This window comes from Stenotrophomonas sp. STEN083 (genome assembly GCF_056759195.1).
Genome location: NZ_JBRRCU010000009.1, coordinates 65,038 through 84,863, shown reverse-complemented (window position 1 = coordinate 84,863; position 19,826 = coordinate 65,038). Strand labels below are relative to the sequence as shown.

General features: G+C 63.2%; 15 protein-coding genes. 6 read left to right on the top strand and 9 right to left on the bottom strand.

What is annotated here, in order from left to right; genetic code table 11:
• Positions 1-89: 89 nt before the first annotated feature.
• The 8 genes from ACVOK8_RS05035 to ACVOK8_RS05000 form a co-directional block, all read right to left on the bottom strand.
• Entirely contained in the window at positions 90-407 is a 318-nt protein-coding gene (locus ACVOK8_RS05035; protein ID WP_481565865.1) for a hypothetical protein, read from the bottom strand.
• 110 nt (positions 408-517) lie between these two features.
• The gene (locus ACVOK8_RS05030) at positions 518-1,852 is read right to left on the bottom strand and encodes an amino acid permease (RefSeq protein ID WP_481565864.1); all 1,335 of its coding nucleotides are present in this window, start codon (positions 1,850-1,852) and stop codon (positions 518-520) included.
• Positions 1,849-2,754 carry a cation diffusion facilitator family transporter gene (locus ACVOK8_RS05025; protein WP_481565863.1) on the bottom strand — a complete coding sequence of 302 codons (906 nt, stop codon included), beginning with the start codon at positions 2,752-2,754 and terminating at the stop codon, positions 1,849-1,851. The genes ACVOK8_RS05030 and ACVOK8_RS05025 overlap by 4 nt, the downstream gene beginning before the upstream one ends.
• Positions 2,755-3,058: 304 nt before the next feature.
• Positions 3,059-5,347, bottom strand: a complete 2,289-nt coding sequence (locus ACVOK8_RS05020; protein WP_481565862.1) for an Orn/Lys/Arg family decarboxylase — start codon at positions 5,345-5,347, stop codon at positions 3,059-3,061.
• A 29-nt stretch (positions 5,348-5,376) separates the two neighbouring features.
• The gene (adiC, locus tag ACVOK8_RS05015) at positions 5,377-6,726 is read right to left on the bottom strand and encodes an arginine/agmatine antiporter (protein ID WP_481565861.1); all 1,350 of its coding nucleotides are present in this window, start codon (positions 6,724-6,726) and stop codon (positions 5,377-5,379) included.
• 106 nt (positions 6,727-6,832) lie between these two features.
• A complete protein-coding gene (locus ACVOK8_RS05010) occupies positions 6,833-8,260 on the bottom strand; it encodes a DcaP family trimeric outer membrane transporter (protein ID WP_481565860.1) in 1,428 nt (475 codons plus the stop codon).
• Positions 8,261-8,472: 212 nt separating this feature from the next.
• Positions 8,473-9,594 (bottom strand): metallophosphoesterase, encoded by a 1,122-nt coding sequence (locus ACVOK8_RS05005; protein WP_481565859.1) that lies wholly within the window; start codon positions 9,592-9,594, stop codon positions 8,473-8,475.
• A gap of 98 nt (positions 9,595-9,692) precedes the next feature.
• Positions 9,693-11,126 carry a GGDEF domain-containing protein gene (locus ACVOK8_RS05000; RefSeq protein ID WP_481565858.1) on the bottom strand — a complete coding sequence of 478 codons (1,434 nt, stop codon included), beginning with the start codon at positions 11,124-11,126 and terminating at the stop codon, positions 9,693-9,695.
• Between the two features lie 136 nt (positions 11,127-11,262).
• On the opposite strand from ACVOK8_RS05000, the gene ACVOK8_RS04995 reads away from it, so the two are divergent.
• The 3 genes from ACVOK8_RS04995 (at position 11,263) to ACVOK8_RS04985 (ending at position 13,946) form a co-directional block, all read left to right on the top strand.
• Positions 11,263-12,060, top strand: a complete 798-nt coding sequence (locus ACVOK8_RS04995; RefSeq protein ID WP_481565857.1) for a TlpA family protein disulfide reductase — start codon at positions 11,263-11,265, stop codon at positions 12,058-12,060.
• Between the two features lie 24 nt (positions 12,061-12,084).
• Complete coding sequence (dsbG, locus tag ACVOK8_RS04990; RefSeq protein ID WP_481565856.1) at positions 12,085-12,891, top strand: thiol:disulfide interchange protein DsbG; 807 nt, start codon at positions 12,085-12,087, stop codon at positions 12,889-12,891.
• A gap of 80 nt (positions 12,892-12,971) precedes the next feature.
• Complete coding sequence (locus ACVOK8_RS04985; RefSeq protein ID WP_481565855.1) at positions 12,972-13,946, top strand: cation diffusion facilitator family transporter; 975 nt, start codon at positions 12,972-12,974, stop codon at positions 13,944-13,946.
• A gap of 276 nt (positions 13,947-14,222) precedes the next feature.
• Here the strand turns inward: ACVOK8_RS04985 and ACVOK8_RS04980 are convergent, their stop codons facing one another.
• The gene (locus ACVOK8_RS04980) at positions 14,223-16,286 is read right to left on the bottom strand and encodes a 3-hydroxyacyl-CoA dehydrogenase NAD-binding domain-containing protein (RefSeq protein ID WP_481565854.1); all 2,064 of its coding nucleotides are present in this window, start codon (positions 16,284-16,286) and stop codon (positions 14,223-14,225) included.
• Positions 16,287-16,522: 236 nt separating this feature from the next.
• On the opposite strand from ACVOK8_RS04980, the gene rpoE reads away from it, so the two are divergent.
• The 3 genes from rpoE to ACVOK8_RS04965 all read left to right on the top strand — a co-directional run bounded on the left by rpoE (position 16,523) and on the right by ACVOK8_RS04965 (position 19,684).
• On the top strand, positions 16,523-17,143 hold the full coding sequence (gene rpoE / locus ACVOK8_RS04975) for an RNA polymerase sigma factor RpoE (RefSeq protein WP_313170618.1): 621 nt from the start codon (positions 16,523-16,525) through the stop codon (positions 17,141-17,143).
• Positions 17,140-18,036 carry a sigma-E factor negative regulatory protein gene (locus ACVOK8_RS04970; RefSeq protein ID WP_481565853.1) on the top strand — a complete coding sequence of 299 codons (897 nt, stop codon included), beginning with the start codon at positions 17,140-17,142 and terminating at the stop codon, positions 18,034-18,036. The genes rpoE and ACVOK8_RS04970 overlap by 4 nt, the downstream gene beginning before the upstream one ends.
• Positions 18,037-18,163: 127 nt before the next feature.
• Complete coding sequence (locus ACVOK8_RS04965; RefSeq protein WP_481565852.1) at positions 18,164-19,684, top strand: DegQ family serine endoprotease; 1,521 nt, start codon at positions 18,164-18,166, stop codon at positions 19,682-19,684.
• The last annotated feature ends 142 nt before the right edge of the window (positions 19,685-19,826 follow it).

Genomic DNA, 19,826 nt, shown 5'->3' with positions numbered 1-19,826 from the left:
ACGCTCCATTACTGGGTCCGCTCCACGCACGTTGATCGATGGCTATCGCGATCTGCGGGAGCGAAGATGTTTAAAAGTCGGCGTCTTTGTCAACGATAGTTGCGCGAATTGCGCGAATTGGAACATTTCAATCGCAGGTTACAGTCGTTCTGATGGGGGATGGTTGCTTGATTCTTATCGAGAGTGGCTATGGTGGAGTGGCTGCATTGCGCTACTCGCACACGCGGTAGTCCTGACGTTTGCTGCGCCGGCGCCATTGATTTGCGCCATTGATTTGCGCCATTGAAGGAGGCGATGAGCGATGGTTTCAATGGAAAAGAGGCGGTTTTATCGGCAATTGGCGGAACAGTTGAGGAATCGCCGCCGCACACGGTGGCATCGCTGGAAACGGAATAGGCCTGCAGCATCGATTGCTGCCCAGGGTGAAGCGCCGCCTTATTTTCGACGTGTACTCATGGCTTGGTTGCGACATCAGTAGAGGGTTCTTCGGAGCCGCCTCAAGCGCAGGCGGCGCAGGCTATCCCTGCTTGGCTCTGCTGGCCTTTGCTGTCTCCAGCATGCGCTGGCGGAAGAACGGATACAGGGCCGCGCTGAAAAGGATCGCCACCGTAGCGTAGGCGAGCAATTCCGCGTCTGCGCCGAGCAGAGCGTATAGGCAGTAAGTGATTGCTGCTGCAGCGGTGAACAGGCAGGCGGCACGCATCCAGCCCTGCTCGCCGCGCTCCAACGTGGTGCAGATCAATGCGCCAGCTGAGAACAGGTAGGGAATGATGGTCAGCAGTACCGCGATGTTGGTGAGCTGGTCGAACTGGCGTGCGAGGGTGGGCGAGGATGTGACCAGAAGCAGGGCGCTCATCAGCACCGCCACGATCATCAGGCCGGTGCCTGGCATGCCGTGCTTGTTGAGCTTGCAGAACACCCGCGGGAACAGCCCGTCGTCGGCCGCTGCCTTGGCGGACTGGCCTACCAGCAACATCCAACCGCCCAGCGCGCCGGCTGATTTGAGGATCGCGCACAGTGCGATCACCAGCACACCCCACGGCCCGATCATCAGCTGTGCGACATCGGCGAATGGTGCCGAGGAATCGCGCAGTTGCGTCATCGGCACCATGCCCATGATCACCAGCGAACAGCTGATGTAGATGACCGCTGCCAACGCCAGCCCGAGCAGGGTTGCGAGCGGGATGTTGCGTTTGGGATTGTCGATCACATCGGCCGATACCGCGGCGCTTTCCACGCCCATGAACGCCCAGAGCGCGATGGAGGCGCTGCGCGAGATTGCCGCGCTGTCCTCCATGCCGCTGACGTTCCAGCCGGCAGTGAATAATTCCGGGTCGAACCACCACCAGCCGAAGACGGCGATGCCCAAAATCGGGATCAACGCCAGCAGCAGGGTGCCGGTCTCCAACGCGCCGATCCAGCGCGCACCGCGTGCATTGGCCAGGCTCAGCAGCCAGATCACCGCCAGGGTGAAGCCCAGTCGCGGATAGACATCCTGCAGCCATGGCCAGAGGTGGCTCAGGTAGCCGGTGACGACCAAGGCGATGGCGACATTGCCGATCCAGTTGCCGAACCAATAGGCATAATTGCTGACGAAGCCGATGTAGTTGCCGAACGCATCGCGTGCATAGGCATAGGGGCCACCGGGTTGCGGGTCGAGTTGCGACAGGCGCGCAAACACCAATCCCAAGGCGATGGCACCTGCAGTTGCGATCAACCAGCCAATCGAGGAGATGCTGCCAACCGTGGCCAGGTTGGCCGGCAACAAGAACACGCCGGTGCCGATCATGTTGCCGGCAACCAGCATGGTCGCCATGGTCAGGCCCATCTTCTTCGGTGTTGGCGTGCTCATGTCCAGGCCGGGTCGGAAGTGAAGTCGATGGTCAGCCAGAAGCGTCCAGAACGTGCGTCCAACTGCGATGCGATTTCATCGCGCAGACGGTCGACATCGCCGATGCTGCCGAGCTGGGTGTCAGGTCTGGTCAGGATATGGATCTCGACAAACTGCATGCGGCCAATTTTGGCGACATGGCTGGTAAAACCTTCGAACTGGTGCTTGTCGACGAATTGCTGCATTACCTGCTGCACGAGTTGATCGAGTTCGCTCGGTGCTACCTGCAGAACTTCGCGCGCAGCTTTCCATGCTCCAAGCAGCGGCACCGGTAGTGTCGCCAAGGCGATACAGGCGAGCACCAAAGGGTCGAGGTAAGGAATCCAGTGTTCATGGGCCCCACCGCGCAGTGCCAGTGCGATGACGAAGGACAGAACGACAGCAAGGCTCATCAACCCGGTCAGCAGCCAAGCGCGTGCGTCCAGGCGTAGCAGGCCGGATTGCAGCCGACGCGCGTGGCGGCCGATCCACACCGCCATCGCCAAGTCCACCACTGCCAGCAAGCCAGCCCAGAGCAGGCCAGGGCCAAGTCGTGTCTCGTGGCCGCCGTCGCTGAAGCCGATCACTGCATTGGCCAGTGCGTAGATGCAGGCCAAGCTGAGAATGGCGCCGCCAAGGGCTTCGACCATGGGCTCCAGATGCCAGAAGCCGTATTGGAAGCGCGGGCTCTGTTCACGGGCCATCAATCGCAGTACTGACAGCGCCACCAGGGTGAGTGCGACATCCACCAGGCTGTAGATGCCATCGAACAGGATCGCTTGCGAGCGCGCGAGCATGCCGCCGAAGAAGCCGATCGCAGCGACCAATACGGTCGCCGCGATGGAGAGCTGCAAGACGCGTTGTTCCTGGCGAGTGCTGGTCATTTGGTTGTTCGGCGGCCCGGTAGCGATGCAAGGGAGCTAGGCTTTAAAAGCCCCTCTCCCGTTTACGGGAGAGGGGTTGGGGTGAGGGCGCTTTGAAAGCACGTGGAGCAGATTTTGATCTGAGCAGAGCCAAAGCCAAGCCCAAAGCCTCCCCTCATCCGTCCCTGCGGGCCACCTCGCTCCGCGCCCCAGCCCCGCGTAGCACGCGGGGCGTACGAACAGGCACGAGCCTTTGGCTCGTAAACGCCTGTTTTTAACCCCGCAAGCGGGAGAAGGGACAGCCCTTGCACAGTCTCTCTCTAGCTCAAATCTTCAAAACCTCCACCCGATAACTCGGCTTCTCGCCGCTGTTATCGATGATCAAGCCATGCACATCCGATTCAAAGCCCGGGAAGCGCGCGTTCTGTTCGCGGGCGATGCGCAGCGACTGGATGATGGGATCGTCGCTGGCGCCAAAACGCTCGCCCGGCATGATGGTCGGGATGCCGGGCGGGTAGGGCACCAGCATGGTGCCGGCAACGCGGCCGCTGAGCTGGTCGATGTCCACCCGCTCGATCTCGCCACGCACCAGATGGTTGTAGGCTTCGGCGGGAGTGATGACTGGCTCCGGCAGCTCCACATACATCTCGCGCATCACTTCGGCCACGCGGAATTCACGGTTGAACTCGTGCAGCGCGGTGCAAAGATCACGCAGCCCCCAGCCCGCGTAAGCCTCGGCATTGTCTACCAGCAGGCTGGGCAGCGACCGGCTCAGCGGTGCGTTGGCGTCGTACAGGTCCTTGAAGGCCAGCAGCTCAGTGACCAAGGTGCTCCACTTGCCCTTGGTGATGCCCATCGAGAACAGGAACAGCACCGAGTACAGATTGGTCTTTTCCACGGTAAGACCGCGCGACCACAGGAACTTGCTCAGTATCGCCGCCGGGATGCCGAGCTTGCCCATCTCGCCATCCATCGACATGCCGGGTGTCAGCAGGGTGACCTTGACCGGGTCGATCAGTACATAGTCGTCGGCCAGGTTGTCGAAACCGTGCCAGCGCGCATCCGGGCGCAGGTACCAGTCCGGTCGCGAGGTGACCATCGGCTTGCTGTCATCGCCCTTGGCCAGGGTACGTTCCACGCCGTCGGGCTGCCAGACCTTGAACCACCAGTCATCGCGGCCCAGGTCCTCGCTGACATGCAGCATCGCGCGGCGGAAGGCGACGGCTTCATCGTGCATCTCCTGCACCAGCGATCTGCCGGCATCACCTTCCATCATCTTCGAGGCGACATCGCAGGAGGCGATGATCCCGTAATGCGGACTGGTGGAGGTGTGCATCATGAAGGATTCGTTGAAGCGTTCCGCATCCAGTTCGCGGGTAGCGGCATTGCGCACATGAATCATCGACGCCTGCGAGAACGCCGCCAGCAGCTTGTGCGTGGAGTGGGTGGTAAAGATGATGGCGTCCTGCTCACGCGGCTTGCCCTTGGCCATGCCGTAGTGATTCTCGTAGAAGGGGTGGAACGCGGCATAGGCGTACCAGGCTTCGTCGAAGTGCAGGAAGTCCACGGCTGTGCCGAGGTTGTCGGCGATCTTCTCGGCGTTGTAGCAGAGCCCGTCATACGTGGAGTTGGTGACCACCGCAATACGCGGCTTCACCCCAGGCTTGGCTGCCTTGCTGGCCAAAGGATTGGCCTGGATCATCTTCTGCAAGGCGTCGCCGGAGAACTGGTCCAGGCTGATCGGCCCGATGATGCCGTGGGCGTTGCGGCTGGGGGTGAAGTACACCGGAATGCCGCCAGTCATGATCAGCGAGTGCAGCAGCGACTTGTGGCAGTTGCGGTCGACGAACACGATGTCGCCACGTGCGACCGTGCCGTGCCAGACGATCTTGTTGGCCGTGGAGGTGCCATTGGTGACGAAGAACGTATGGTCGGCGCCGAAGTTGCGCGCGGCCTCGGCTTCGGCGTCGCGGATCGGGCCGGTGTGGTCGAGCAGCGAGCCCAGCTCCGGCACTGAAATCGACAGATCGCTGCGCAAGGTGTTTTCACCGTAGAACTGGTGCAGCGCACGCCCTACTGGCGATTTGGTGAAGGCAACGCCACCGGCATGGCCGGGGGTATGCCAGGAGTAGTTGGATTGGGCCGAGTGGTGGATAAGCGCCTTGAAGAACGGAGGCAGCAGCTTGGCCATGTAGTCGTCGGCTGCACGCATCACCTGGCGGGCGATGAAGCTCTTGGTGTCCTCGAACAGGAAAATGTAGCCGTGGACGAACTTGAGCAGCTTGCTCGGTATCTTCTCGATGGTGCGGCGTTCGCCGTAAAGGAATACCGGCAAGTCGGCGCGGCGCTGGCTCTGCTCGCGCAGAAAAGCGAGCAGGCGCTGGAACTGGTCGTCATCGTCCTCGGTGCCGTCGATGGAGATCAATACCGCCGAAGCAGCCACATAGGTGCGTGCGCCTGCGCGGGCGTCATCCAGGTTCAGGCCGGAGAGCACGCGCTGGTCGCTTTTGCGCAGTTCTTCAGCAAGCGCGCGGATCAGGATGCCGGCGATGCGCGGCGATTCGTAGTCGGCATCAATGATGACGATCGGGTAGTCCAGTGATTTGAAGTACATGGTCTTGTTCCTATCTACCGAGCGGGGGATCAGTTCGTGTTGGTACCGGCGGTACCATTCGGAGTGAATTTGGCCAGGCGCTGCTTGCGGCGCTCATCGCTGAAGAACGGATAGAACACGGTGATGAACAGTACGAACAGGAAGGCGTACTGAACGATGCTGCCGGAGGAGCCATAGATGGCCCACAGGCAGTAGACGACGGTGATGCTGGTCAGTGCCCAGAACGCACCGGTGTGGGCGATGGTATGCGAGCGTTCCACCACGAAGTAACAGGCTACGCAGGAGTAGATGTAGGGCAGCAGGGTCAACACCACGGCGGCGGAGGTGATCACGTCGAACTGGGCGGAGGCGGTCTCCGAGGTCGATGTGATCAGCACGGCAATCGTCATCAGCACGGCAACGATCAACACGCCCTTGACCGGTACTTCATCCTTGTTGATCTTGCTGAAGACGCTGGGAAACAAACCGTCATCGGAGGCGGCCTTGGCGCTCTGCGCAGTCAACAGGATCCAGCCACCCAACGAGCCAGCAGCACCAAGGAAGGCACACAGGCTGACCAGCGCGCCGCCCCAGCCACCGACGGCGGTGGCCGCTGCCAGCGCAAACGGTGCATCGGAGACCTGCAGGTCGGCGTTGGGCACCATGCCCATGATTACCGAGGAGCTGGCGATGTAGGCGATGGCTGCCAGGAACACGCCGGCCAGGGTGGCACGGGCCACGTTCTTCTCCGGGTTCTCGACCACGCCTGCGGTGACCGATGCCGACTCCACGCCGATGAAGGCCCACAAGGTCAGCGCTGCGGCGCTGGATACCGCACCGAAGTTGGATTGGCCGGAAACGTTGTAGGCACCTTTGAAGATGGCCGGGTCGAAATAGAACCAGCCGAAGATGGCGATGCCCAGGATCGGCACCAGCGCAAAGCTGGTGGTCACCGTCTGTACGCGGCTGACGAAGGACGGGCCGATCACATTGGCGAAGCTCAAGGCCCACACCAGCAGCAGCACCGCGATGCAGCGTGGCACTGGATCGGACAGGATCGGGAAGAAATAGCTGAAGTAGCCAACGGCAGCAATTGGAATCGCGACATTGCCGATCCAGTTGGCGAACCAGTAAATCGTATTGGTCTGGAAGCCCATGTATGGGCCGAACCAGTCACGTGCATAGGCGTAGGGGCCGCCGGCCTTCGGTGCCAACTTGCCGAGCTTGGCGAATACGAAGGCCAGCAACAATGCACCGGCGGTGGTGACCAGCCAGCCCCAGATCGAGGCGGTACCAATCTTGGCCAGGCTGGAGGGCAGCAGGAAGACACCTGAGCCCATCATGTTGCCTGCCACCAGGAAGGTCGCGCCAACGACCCCGATTTTCTTCTGACCTGCCATGACAATCTCCTTTCGCCGGCTGTACCGGGTAATTCGATGGGAAGGGCATTACGTGAATCGTTGGGTGGCGAGCTGCACATGGGCGTGTGCGGGCGTCGGCTGCCTGTTACTTGATGAAGTTGTATTGCAGGCTGCCCTGCAGGCGTAGGGTGTCAGCATCGCGGCCGTTCTGTAGTTGCTGCTGGCCGTAGAGCAGTTCCATACCCATGGTCCAGGACGGTGCCGGGCTCCACAGAAGATTCAACGCGGCGTAGCGGCTGCGACGGAACGCATCGCTGCTCAGTGCGTCAGCGCTGTCGATCTGCAGCTGTCCATAGATCAGGTTGGAGCGCCACAGATCCGACCAGTAGTGGGTGTAGCCGAAGAAGCCACCGCGCAGCGGCAGCGCCTTCAGCCGGCCGTCGGCGTCAATGGCGGCATCCAGGTTGGAGCCAGTCAGGTCCGCGGTATAGCGGCTGATGCCCTTGCCGCCGATCAGGCCGAACAACAGCAGGTCGCGTTCGGCTACAGCGTAGGAGCCACTGAACTGCAAGCCGCCGCCGAACGTGCGGTCGCTGCGACCATCACCGTCGTAGCCAAGGCTGCGCAGCACCGCGCCGAGCTGCAGATGACCCCAGTCACGCTCCATGCGCGCGATCAGGCTGATGTCGGGCAGGTGTTCGGTACTGCTGTCGCTGTCACCGGTGTTGGCGAGCTGCGAATCAGGATCTTCTGCAGCCAGCGTCAAGCTATTGCCCTTGCCCAGCGCAAAGCTGTGATGGATGCCGGCGACCAGCAGGTAACCGGCCGCGCCTGGCCCGGCAAAGTCCAGCGTGTCCGGCAGCGAGTCGGCATCCATGAAGGTGGAGTAGCCGTAACCGGCATAGGTATTGCCCAGCTGGCCATAGGCGTGCCGCAGGCGGAATTCGTAGCTGTCGCTGCTGCCGAAGAAATCGTTCTCCAGATAGAAGCGCAGCTTGCCGTGTGTGGTTGGGCGCCGTGCCTCGAAGCTGAAGCGCGTCTGCTTGGCATGCATGCCGAAGTGCGAGACATCGCGATGCGGGCTGTCGACCGGAATTGATGAGGGAATGAACTGCTCGGTATCACCAGCGGCCCGGCGGTCAGCAATCGCATCGAGCTTTGCGTAGCCGCCGAGCCGGATCATGGTGTCGGTTCCGGGGATGGCAATAAAACCCTTCAGTTCGGGGTCATTTGGCGAGGGTGCGTTGTCCGGGCGCGAGGCGGCCGTTGAAGGATCAGCTACCGAGTCGCGCGCAGGCAAAATGGTCTGCGTAGTTGAGGTCTGGTCGGTGCGGGGCATTGCGGGGTTGAGCCGGGACACCGGGCTCTGCGATACCGAGGCCAGCGATGGCGGAGGTTTTGCAGAAGGACTTGCCTGTTCTTGTTCCAGTGCATCAAGCCGCGCGTTGAGCGACTGCAGGTGTTGTTGGGCCTGGGCGATTTCCGCGCGCAGCGCGGCTACGGAGTCCTGCGCGTTTGCCGCGCAGGGCAGCAGCGCAAGTGGCAGCAACGTGGCCAGCGTCAGTGGTTTCATCGCCTGTTCCATGGAGAAATAAACACCACTCACGGTTGGGGAAATTCCCACCGTGATTTCAGCTATCGCATAGGTGACGACGCGCGGAGTGCCTCCCTCATCCCTGCGTCAAACCTGCCCATTTACAATCGTTCAGATCAGGTTATGAGCACGTGAATTTAGGATGAAACCTTATGTCATAAATGGTGAACTTCTGAGCGCAAGGAAGGCGGTCAGTCTTGACCATCCATCTGACCAATTTCCAACAGAACCCGGCTGCCATCCAGCAGCCCACGGCTGAGCTTTCCGTCCTCGATGAAAAGAAGTTCGCCGTTCTCGCCATCCTTGATGCTGCTGTCGATGGCGATGATGCGATCACCGTGGAAGCTGCTCACATGTGGCATCGAGGTGTGGCCGACCACGATGCGCTTGAGCCCGAGCTGGTCGAGCACGCCTTGCACACCTGCGGTATCCAACTGGCCGTTGAAATAGCCGCGGTACCAGATCGGGCTGGTCTTGCCGTCGTACAGCGGCGCGGTGATTGGATCGGCTTTGACCTCGGCCTTGGGCCGGCCCAGCGAGGCCTGGTAGGCGGCGTTGGTGGCCGCTGGATCGAGTGCCAGTTGCAGCGCGTCAGGCGAGATGCCGCCATGCAGGAACAAGGTGTCGCCGATACGCAGCAGTACCGGGCGCGCGCGCAGCCATTGGCCGATCACCGAATCGGCGCCATACAACTGCGGATAGCTGCGGCCCAGCAACTGGGCGCTGCGCAGGTACTTGGGATTGACGTAGCGCAGGTCGTCGTACAGCACCATGGTTTCGTGGTTGCCGAGTACGAAGTGGACTGCGCCACCGGCCTGGGTGGCTTGTTGCTGCAGGCTGTAGAGCAGCCAGAAGGTCTCGGTGACCTGCGGGCCGCGGTCGAACACGTCGCCGGCGATGACCAGCGTGTCCGTTGCCAGTGCCCAGTTGTCGTCGCTGTCGATCACGCCATTGGCGCGCAGCAAGCGACGCAGCAGATCGTACTGGCCATGGATGTCGGAGACGGCGACGATGCGCGGCACCGCGGGCAATGCCGCGCTCGCCGGCACAGCGAGCGGGGTGATACGCAGTGGATGCGGATAGCTGCACTCTGGTGCGATGACACGGGCGATATCACGTCTTGCCTTCAACTTCCGCGAAATTACCCGGTCGTCACAGATCCATTGCGCCTGCAGTCGCTTGCCATCACGAAATATATAGGGGCCATCGGCCTGCACATGCTCGGCCGGCTGCGGAACCTCGCGGGCGCTGGCATCCAGCACGGGCAGGACGCTGCACAGCAGCAGGGTGAGCAGGGCGCGGAGGATGGGCATTGCAGGCTTCCAAAGACGGGTGACCGGTTGCACCCGCCTGCAGCCTATGCCTTCGCTGCCCCCGGCAGCATGTGCTATCGGTTGGTGCCGTCTGCGGCTCAGTCGCGGCGCAGGGCGTTGCGGCCCGGTGCGGTGGGCAAGGCATCGCTGCCCAGTACGACGCGATTGCGGCCCTGCTTCTTGGCCTGGTACATGGCGGCGTCGGCACGTGCCATCACCCGCTCGTAGTCCGGGTGGCCGTCATACAGGGCGACGCCGATGCTGGCGCTGATGGGTAGCAGCTGGCCGTCGGCCAGGGTGACCGGTGTATCGACCAGGCGTCGGCACAGGCCATCGGCGATCACCATTGCCTGGCGTTCCTCCACCGCCACCAGCACGACGACGAATTCTTCGCCGCCGTAGCGGAATACGTAGTCGCTGCCACGGGTGAACTGGCTGAGGATGCCGGCGACGTGTTGCAGGGCGCGGTCGCCAGCTTCGTGGCCGTGCTCGTCGTTGATGGCCTTGAAGTGGTCCAGGTCCAGCAGCAGCACGGCAAAGCTGTCGCCGGACTTTTCCGCCAGCTCGATCTCGCGGCGCAGTACGGTGGGCAGGAAGCGGCGGTTGAGCAGGTTGGTCAAGGCATCGCAGCCGGCATCCAGTTCGCCGATGCGCTCGAACAACATGCCAAGCAAGGTGCGGATCTGGCTGACCTTGGAGCGCACATCCTGTAGCTGCGCGGTACGCGAGGCAGGGTCGCTGTCCTGCTGCAAGGTGTGCTGCAGCAACTGGTCGACGTCATGGATCAAACCGCTGATCTGGCGGGTTTCGGAGCTCTCGCCAAAACTCGGAATGCCTTTGTGGTTGAACCAGAGACCGAACTCCGAACGCGCCAGGGTCTGGAAGCTGCCCAGGTCGCCCTGCGCCGCCAGGGCGTACAGGAGGGTGTTCTCCCAATCCAGCAGCAATGCACGCTGGCGTTCGCGCTCGGTGCTGACGTTCTGCACCAGCGAGAACAGCCGGTAGGCGGCATCCGTGCGTGAGGAACGTTCCCGTGCGTTGGAATAGGCCAGTGTCATACCCTCCAGCGCGATGTCGAACGATGCGGTGAGGCTGGCAATGGCGGCATGTGCGGCTTCGCCGTGTCCGGCCTCCGCGCCGATCAGCTGGAACAGGCGTTGCTTCAGCACGCGGGTGCCACGGGTGACCAAGTCAACCGGTATGCCCACGCGTGCATGCACATCGCCGATGACGCGCTGGTTGGCGATCAGCTGTTCGACGTTGTCGGGCGTTGCGCGCAGCAGGTCCCTGACCCAACGCTGCATGGCCGGTTGCAGGCGCACCCGCACCTGGTCGTGGGACATCGAACGCGAGGCGCGCGCGTCGTTCATCATGACCTTGTAAAAATGCGCGGCCAGTTCAGCGGCGTGCGCGTCGGCCAGACTCGCCAGAATGTGGCTTGCCTCGGTACCGGCGGCGCCGAGGCTGTATTTCCAGGCATCTGCCAGCGCGCTGCTGTCGGTGTCAGGGGGTGGAGCAGGGACGATATTCATGCGTACGACCGGTAAAGTGCCAAGAGGCAGCCGATTAGTATCGGCAGCAAAAACCGGATTTTGAGGACTTTGTGTTGATAATTGAATTCACTGTTTGTTCAAGTTTGCTTGTGTTGAGTCCCGCGGAATTGGCTAAATGATCAGCGCCGGTCCATTTCCGTTGATGGCCGTGGTTGCACTGTTGGCGCTGGCAGTTGGCTGGTTCTTCGCGCGTGCATTGGCACCTGCTGCCGATGGAATGCGCAGCCGTGCTGGTGCGGTGGTGCTAGACGCGTTTCTGCTGGGCTTGCTTGGCGCACGTCTGGGGCACGTGGTGCTGCATGCTGGCGACTATCTGCCGCAGCCGCTGTCCATCATTCGTCTGGGCGATGGTGGCTATTCGATCTGGGCCGGCCTGTTGGTCGCCGCCGCCTACGCGCTGTGGAAGACCCGCCAACGCATCCTGCGCAAGCCGGTGTTGCTTGGCCTGGCTGCCGGTGCGGCGTTCTGGACAATCGGCGGCATGGCGTTGTTTGCAATGCAGCGCTCATCCATTCCGTTGCCGGACGCAGTGCTGGTTGACATGCAGGACAAGCAGGCACCGCTGGCTGCATTTGCCGGCAAGCCAACCGTGATCAATCTGTGGGCGACCTGGTGCGGGCCTTGCCGGCGCGAGATGCCGGTGCTGGCGCAGGCGCAGCAGGCGCACCCGCAGGTGCAGTTCGTGTTCGCCAACCAAGGTGAAACCCGCGATGAGGTCGCCGACTATCTGCGTGCCGAGAACATGCAGTTGGGCAACGTGCTGCTGGATTTCGAGTCGCGGGTGATGCAGCAGACCGGCGCCCGCGCATTGCCGACAACGTTGTTCTTCGGCGCCGATGGGCGGCTGCGCAATGTGCACATGGGCGAGCTGTCGCGCGCCACGCTGGAAGCGCGTCTGCGCGAAATGCAATAACCCCTTTCCTGAAAGAGACACACGATGATGCGTACCCGTTCGATGTTGCTTTTGTTGTCCGCCATGACGCTGACGCCGCTGGCCTGCGCACAGACTGCCACTGCCCCGGCGGCTACTACGGCAAAGCCGGCTGCGGCCAGTGAGCCGGCGGTAGTGAAGACCCTGCGCTCGCAGGGCGTGGAGTTCATGGGCACGTTCGAAACGCCGGTTGGCCTGACCGGCTATGCCGGCGTCGCCGGCCAGCGTCCGCTGGGCGTGTATGTGTCCAAGGATGGTGAGTACGCGGTGGTTGGCACGTTGGTGAACGCCAAGGGTGAGGACGTCAGCGCCGCCAAGCTCAAGGAGCTGGTATCCGGGCCGATGGGCCAGCAGGCCTGGGCCAAGGTCGAGGCCAGCCATTGGGTGCGCGATGGCAAGGCCGATGCGCCGCGCGTCATCTATTCCTTCAGCGACCCGAATTGCCCGTACTGCAACCGCTTCTGGGAAGCTGCACAGCCTTGGGTAGCCGCAGGCAAGGTGCAGATCCGGCAGATCCTGGTCGGCGTGATCCGCGAGGACAGTGCCAACAAGGCCGCCGCGATTCTGGGCGCAGCCTCGCCGGAGCAGGCACTGATCCAGAACGAGCGTGATTTCGCCAAGGGCGGCATCAAGCCGCTGGCGACCGTGCCGGCGGCGGTGCAGGCCAAGCTGCGTGCGAATGAGGCGTTGATGCTGGACCTGGGCTTCCAGGGCACGCCGGGCATCCTGTTCAAGGATGCAGACGGCACGGTGCAGATGCGCTCGGGCATGCCGCAGGGTGATGACATGCAGACGGTGCTCGGACCACGCTGATCACTGAACCGGGCGGCGGCGATGTAATAGTCTCCGCCGCCACAGGCTGACTAAGCTGGCCCCGCCATTAGGAGCCAGCCATGAGTCACGACCACAACCATCTGCCCAGCGAAATCCGCCACGAGAAACCACTGTGGTGGGCGCTGGGCCTGACCACCGCCTATCTGGTGGTGGAAGTCATTGGCGCGTTCTGGACCAACAGCCTGGCGCTGCTGTCCGATGCCGCGCACATGGCAACAGATGCGATCGGCCTGATGATCGCCTTGACCGCCGTTCGCCTGAGTCGGCGTCCGCCCGATGCCAAGCGCACCTACGGTTATGCGCGGTTGGAGGCCTTGGGCGCGGTTGCCAATGGCCTGCTGCTGTTCGGCGTCGGCGTCTACATCCTGTTCGAGGCCGTGCAGCGCTTCCAGCAGCCGCAGGACATCGCCTCCACCGGCATGATGTGGGTGGCTGCATTCGGCCTGGTGGTGAACCTGATCGCGATGCGCCTGCTCAGTGCTGGCAGCGGTGAAAGCCTCAACGTCAAGGGCGCCTACTTGGAAGTTTGGAGTGACATGCTCGGTTCGGTGGCAGTGATTGCCGGCGGCCTGATCATCCACTTCACCGGTTGGACCCTGGTGGATCCGATCCTGGCCGTGCTGATCGGCCTGTGGGTGCTGCCGCGCACATGGGTGCTGCTGCGCGATGCGATCAACGTGTTGCTGGAAGGTGTGCCCAAGGGCGTGGTGCTGGCCGATATCGAGCAGGCGCTACGCGGTCATGCCGGTGTTGCCGGTATCCATGATCTGCATGTATGGGCGCTGGCATCGAGCACGCCTGCATTGACCGTACATGTGGTGATGAATGATGGGCAGGCACCGGATGTATTGCGTCGACAGCTGGCGGACCTGCTGCACGAGCAGTTTGATATCGACCATGTGACGGTGCAGGTTGAAGCGGATCACTGTGGTGATGATTGTGCCGACAAGAAGGCCGGTGGTGGCGATCATGATCATGAAGGTCATGCGCACGGGCCGGATGATCAAGGCCATCACGGCCATGTGCACCGTTAGAGGTAGTGCAGAGCCATGCTCGGCAGCGGCTTTGCCGCTGATCCATCAGCCTTCTTTGTTGGTTATTGGTTGTGGGGGCGGCGTAAGCCGCGAAGCTGGAATTGCCGGAACAACTGCAATGTGATTGATCTGTGGTTTCGCGGCTGACGCCGCTCCCACAACCTGGAGCGCGTGCCGGTAAGGCTCCTGCCGAGCATGGCTCGGCACTACAGGTGAAACAAAAAAAACGGAGCCTTTCGGCTCCGTTTTTCGTTCAATCAACCAATCAGCAAAAACTCAAGCCACCGGCTCACGCAGCTCCGGCATGTCCCAGCCCTTACGCGGCGCGAAGCGATCACCATGCCGCGCCTGCAGGGTCTTCAGCTTCTCAACCAGCACGTCCACGCCGGTCGCGCGGATATGCTGGATCGGGCCGCCACGGAACGGGGCAAAGCCGGTGCCGAAGATCACGCCGGCATCGAGCAGGTCGGCATCGGCGACCACGCCGTCATGCAGGCAGGCCACGGCCTCGTTGAGCAGCGGCAGGATCAAACGGTCTTCCAGATCCGACGGCGCCTGGTAGTCCTTGGCGACTTCCGGCTTCACAGCGCGGCCGTTCTCCCACTTGTAGATGCCCTGGCCGTCCTTCTTGCCGCGTTTGTTCGGCTCGACGGTCGCCAGTGCGGCTGGGATCTGCAGGCCGAGGAACGGTGCCAGTTCCTTGCCAACGCCAGCGGCCACGTCCAGGCCGACTGTGTCCAGCAGTTCGATCGGGCCCATCGGCATACCGAACTTCACCGCGGCCTTGTCGATCACCGGGCCGGGGATGCCTTCGGCATAGGCGGTAGCGGCTTCCAGCATGTACGGGAACAGTACGCGATTGACGAGGAAGCCTGGGGTGCCGGCCACCGGCACCGGGAACTTGCCCAACGCCTTGCAGAACGCGGCCAGGCGCTTCTCGGTTTCCGGCGCCATGCCATCGTGGTGGATGATTTCCACCAACGGCATCTGCGCGACCGGGTTGAAGTAGTGCAGACCGGCAAACTGCGCCGGGCGCTGGATGTGGTCACGCAGCTCGACCAACGGGATCGAGGAGGTATTGGTGGTCAGCAGTGCATCGGCCTTCATCTTCGGCTCCAGCGTCTGGTACAGAGCACGCTTGGCTTCCGGGTTCTCGATGATGGCTTCGATCACCAGATCAGCCAGCGCCACGCCGTCACCGGCCAGGTCAGCCTTCAGCCGTGCGGCGACTTCCGGGCGCTTGCTCTCGTCGCGCACCTTTTTGTCGAACAACGCCTGCGCGCGGGTCATGGCCGGGTCGATGAAACGCTGCTCACGGTCCTGCAGGGTCACATTGAAGCCCTTGTAGGCCGCCCAGGCAGCGATGTCGCCGCCCATCACGCCGGCACCGACCACGTGCACGTGCTTGATGCCCGAGTCCTTGCCGCCCAGACCCTTGAGCCGTTCGGTCAGGAAGAAGATGCGGATCAGGTTGCGCGCGGTCGGGCTGCTGGCCAGCTTGACCACAGCGCGGCGCTCGGCATCCAGACGCTTCTGGATCGGGCTGCCACCGGTGCGTTCCCAGGTGCTGATCAGCGCGTAGGGCGCCGGATACTGGTCCTTCTTGGCCTTGCGCGCGACCTGCTTGGCCATCTGCGGGGCCAGGATCTTGCGGGCCAGGAAGGTATTGGTGGCCCAGGCAGTGGCGCGTTGCTTGAACGGCCGGGTTACCCCGGTCTGCAGCAATGCGATGGCCGCATCGACCAGCACCGCCGGGGCGGCGACCTTGTCGACCAGGCCGATAGCACGCGCGGCCGAGGCCGACAGGGTGCGGCCGGTCAGCATCATGTCCATCGCGGCCGGCGCGCCGACCAGCTGCGGCAGGCGCGCGCTGCCGCCCCAGCCCGGGAAGATGCCCAGCTGGGTCTCCGGCAGGCCGATGCGGGTGGATTGATCGTTGGAGGCCACGCGGTAGCGGCAGGCCAGCGCCAGCTCGGTGCCGCCGCCCAGGCAGTGGCCGTGGATCGCGGCAACAGTGGGGCAGGGCAGTTCGGCCAGCTTCTGGTAGACGCTCTGGCCGCGGCGGATGGCGTCATTGACGGTGCCGCGGCGGTCGAATTCCTGGAATTCCTTCAGGTCGGCACCGGCGATGAAGCCGGCCGCCTTGGTCGAACGCACCACCACGCCCTTGGGCGGGTCGATGGCCAGGCGCTCGACGATATCGCCCAGTTCCAGCAGCACGTCCTGCGACATGGCATTGACCGGGCTGTCCTTGCGGTCGAGGCTGAGCACTGCCACGCCATCCTCGCGCAGCTCGGTTTGCCAATGATTGAAGCGGAGCCCGTCGAAGCCTGAGAGCATGGGACGTTCCATCCGGTTGTGTATGGAGAAGGCCGCTATGATCCAGAGGTTGTTTCCCTGCCGTCAAATCCCAATGTCAGGAAGTGTGTTGTGCTTATCTGGTCAGCGTCCCTGCAGGTTAGCCGAACAGGAGTTAAAAGCTGGTGCGGTGCCGCTGGGACAGGGTGCTGAACTTTTGCCGCGAACAGCGGTCTTAATGCCCGACGTCGGTTGGGCTGACAGGAGTGCGGCCCGTTATGGCCGAGGTTGAAACACCGCAGGAGCTGGACCTGGAACTGGTCCGGCGTGTGCAGCGCGGCGAAAGCGCGGCGTTCGATGTGTTGGTACGCAAGTACCAGCATCGGATCATCGCGTTGATCGGGCGCTACATCGCCGACTGGAGTGAATGTCAGGACGTGGCCCAGGACACTTTCGTGCGCGCATACCGTGCGCTCGGGAATTTCCGTGGCGACGCCCAGTTCTATACCTGGTTGCATCGGATCGCAGTGAATACCGCAAAAAACTATCTGGCAGCACACAACCGGCGCCCCCCCACCGACGACATCGAGATCGGTGATGCCGAGCAGTTCGACAGTGGGGTCCGCTTGCGCGACAACGACACGCCCGAGCGTGAGTTGATGCGCCAGGAACTGGAACAGACCGTGATGAAGGCGGTTGATGCGTTGCCCGAAGAGCTGCGCTCAGCCATTACGTTGCGAGAGGTGGAAGGCATGAGTTACGAGGATATCGCGCAGAAAATGGGATGCCCGATCGGCACGGTGCGGTCGCGGATCTTCCGTGCCCGCGAGGCCATCGATGCACAGCTGCGTCCCTTGCTGGATACCCCCAGCGCTACCCGTGAACGGAGTCGCGTATGAACCCGCAAGACCGTAACCCGGTGTCGGCCGGTGCTGCGCCGGATAAATTTGAACTGCATTACCGCCAGCAGTTGTCGGCGCTGGTGGATGGTGAGCTGGCCGCCGATGAGGCGCGCTTCATGCTGCGCCGCTTGGAACACGACGGCGAGCTTTCGGCCTGCCAGGAACGCTGGCAGGTTCTGGGCGACGTGATGCGTGGCCAGGCCTGCGCACCGGCGCCCTTGGATTTCAGTGCGAGGGTACGGCAGGCAGTGGATGCCGAGGCCCGCCAGAACGGCCCGGTGCTTGCTGCGCCCGCGCCGCAACGCGCAGCTCGTACGGGTTGGCGGCGTTGGGGTGGCGGTGCCGCCTTGGCCGCCTCGGTGGCTGCGGTTGCCTTGTTCATGGCACGCGAGCAGCTGCCGGTGACCAGCACACCAGCGCCGGTCATTGCGACCACGGCGGAAATAGCGCCTGCACCGGCGCAGCCTGCGGTGCCGACTTCGGCTGATGCTGGCAATGTCGCTGGGCTGGTGGCTGCTGCTCCTGCAGTTGCTGCCGCAGTGACCCGCCGTCAGGATGCCACTGCCCGTCGCGGCAGCGCGACCCGTACCCAGCAGGCAGCACGGGCCGGTACCGCGCGTATGGCCGAGCCGCAACGGGCGATTGCTTCCGCGCCGGTACTGCCGGCAACCCCAGCGTTGCGCCAGGACCCGTTTGCCACCGGCAATGGCGTGCTGCATGCACGGCCATGGCCACGCTCGACGGTGGCGCCGTCGCTGTCGCAGGGGGCGCTCAACGCCAGTTTCCCGGCGCAGGAGCAGGGCGGGGCGACGTTCTACCCGTTTGAACCGCGCATGCCGGCACAAAGTGCCGACGATGCCGAGTCGCGCAGGCTGTTGCCGCGTCAGTGAGTGTTGCTTGCCGGTCGTCCGCCTCAGGGCGGCCGGTTTCCCCGGATTCCAGGTTTGTGCGCTGCGATTGGGCGTACCGGGCTTGGCTGTTCTTTCCCGCTTTGACTGAATTGGAGGTTCGAAGCTGATGACCCCACGTATCCAAAACAAGGTGTTTGGCCTGCTGGCGATGACCCTGCCGTTGGTGGCCTGCGCGCAGAGCCCGGCCCCGAATGCACCGGCCGAACAGGTGGCCGCTACCCGTGCCGCGCCCGCGCCGCAGCTGGTGCAGGGCCTGCCTGACTTCACCCAACTGGTCGACCAGGTTGGCCCGGGCGTGGTCAAGGTCGATACCGTGATCGGCGCACGCCGCAATCCGCGCGTTGCCCAGCAGGGCCCGGACATGGACCAGATGCCGGAGTTCTTCCGCCGTTTCTTCGGTCCGGACTTCCAGATGCCGGGGCCGGGTCAGCAAGGTCCGGACAGCGGTCCGCGTGGGCGCAGCATGGGTTCGGGCTTCATCATCTCCAATGACGGCTATGTGCTGACCAATCACCACGTCATTGATGGTGCCGAGTCGGTCAAGATCACCTTGAGTGATCGCCGCGAGTTCACTGCCAAGGTGGTCGGCAGCGATGCGCAGTACGACGTGGCGCTGTTGAAGGTCGAGGCCAAGAACCTGCCAACCGTGCGCGTAGGTGACTCCAACTCGCTCAAGCCCGGCCAGTGGGTGGTGGCGATCGGTTCGCCGTTTGGCCTGGACCATTCGGTTACCGCCGGCATCGTCAGTGCGCTGGGTCGCAATACCGGTGGCCAGGAGCAGCGCTATGTGCCCTTCATCCAGACCGACGTGGCGATCAACCAGGGCAACTCTGGTGGCCCCTTGCTGAATACGCGCGGTGAAGTGGTCGGCATCAATTCGCAGATCTTCTCCGCCTCCGGCGGCTATATGGGCATCAGCTTCGCGATCCCGATCGACCTGGCGATGAATGCAGTCGAGCAGATCAAGAAGACCGGCAAGGTCAGCCGCGGCCAGTTGGGTGTGATGGTCGGTGAGGTGACCAGCGACATCGCGCAGGGCTTCAAGCTGCCTGACAGCCGCGGTGCGCTGGTGAACCAGATGGTGCCCGACAGCGCAGCGGCCAAGGCCGGGATCGAGGTGGGTGACGTGATCCGTGCGGTCAACGGCACCGAAATCAATACCTCCAGCGAGCTGCCGCCGATGATTGGCGCCATGCCGCCGGGCAGCAAGGTGCGGATGAGCATCCTGCGTGACGGCAAGCCGCGCGAGATCACTGTTACCCTGAGCGAGCTGGCCGAAGATGCGGCGCGGCCGGGTAACACCGCAGCGGCTGGAGATGACGCCAAGCCTCAGGCCGGCGCCAACGCCCTGCTGGGGCTGGAGGTGGCCGATCTGACAGCCGCCGAACGTCGTCAGCTTGGCCTGGAGTCGGGCGAGGGCGTGCGGATCACCGGCGTCAACAGCCAGTCGGGCCGCGAGGCGCGTCTGGCCCCGGGCATGGTGGTGCTGCAGGTCGGGCGCGCCCCGGTGGGCAGCGTTGCCGCCCTGAACCGGGAGCTGGCCGGCTACAAGAAGGGTGACGTGGTCATGTTGCTGGTCCGCGCCGGCGCCAACAGCGCCTTCGTCCCGGTCCGCGCCGGCGAATAAGCCCGCCAGACCTTGTGATAGCAACGGGAGCCGCCTTCGGGCGGCTCCTTTCGTTCAGCTGCCGGCCAAACCCTGTGCGGGGCTTGGCTCCGGCATGCGATAATGGCCCGTTATCCTGACGACGCAGCGCCGCCGCCGCCAC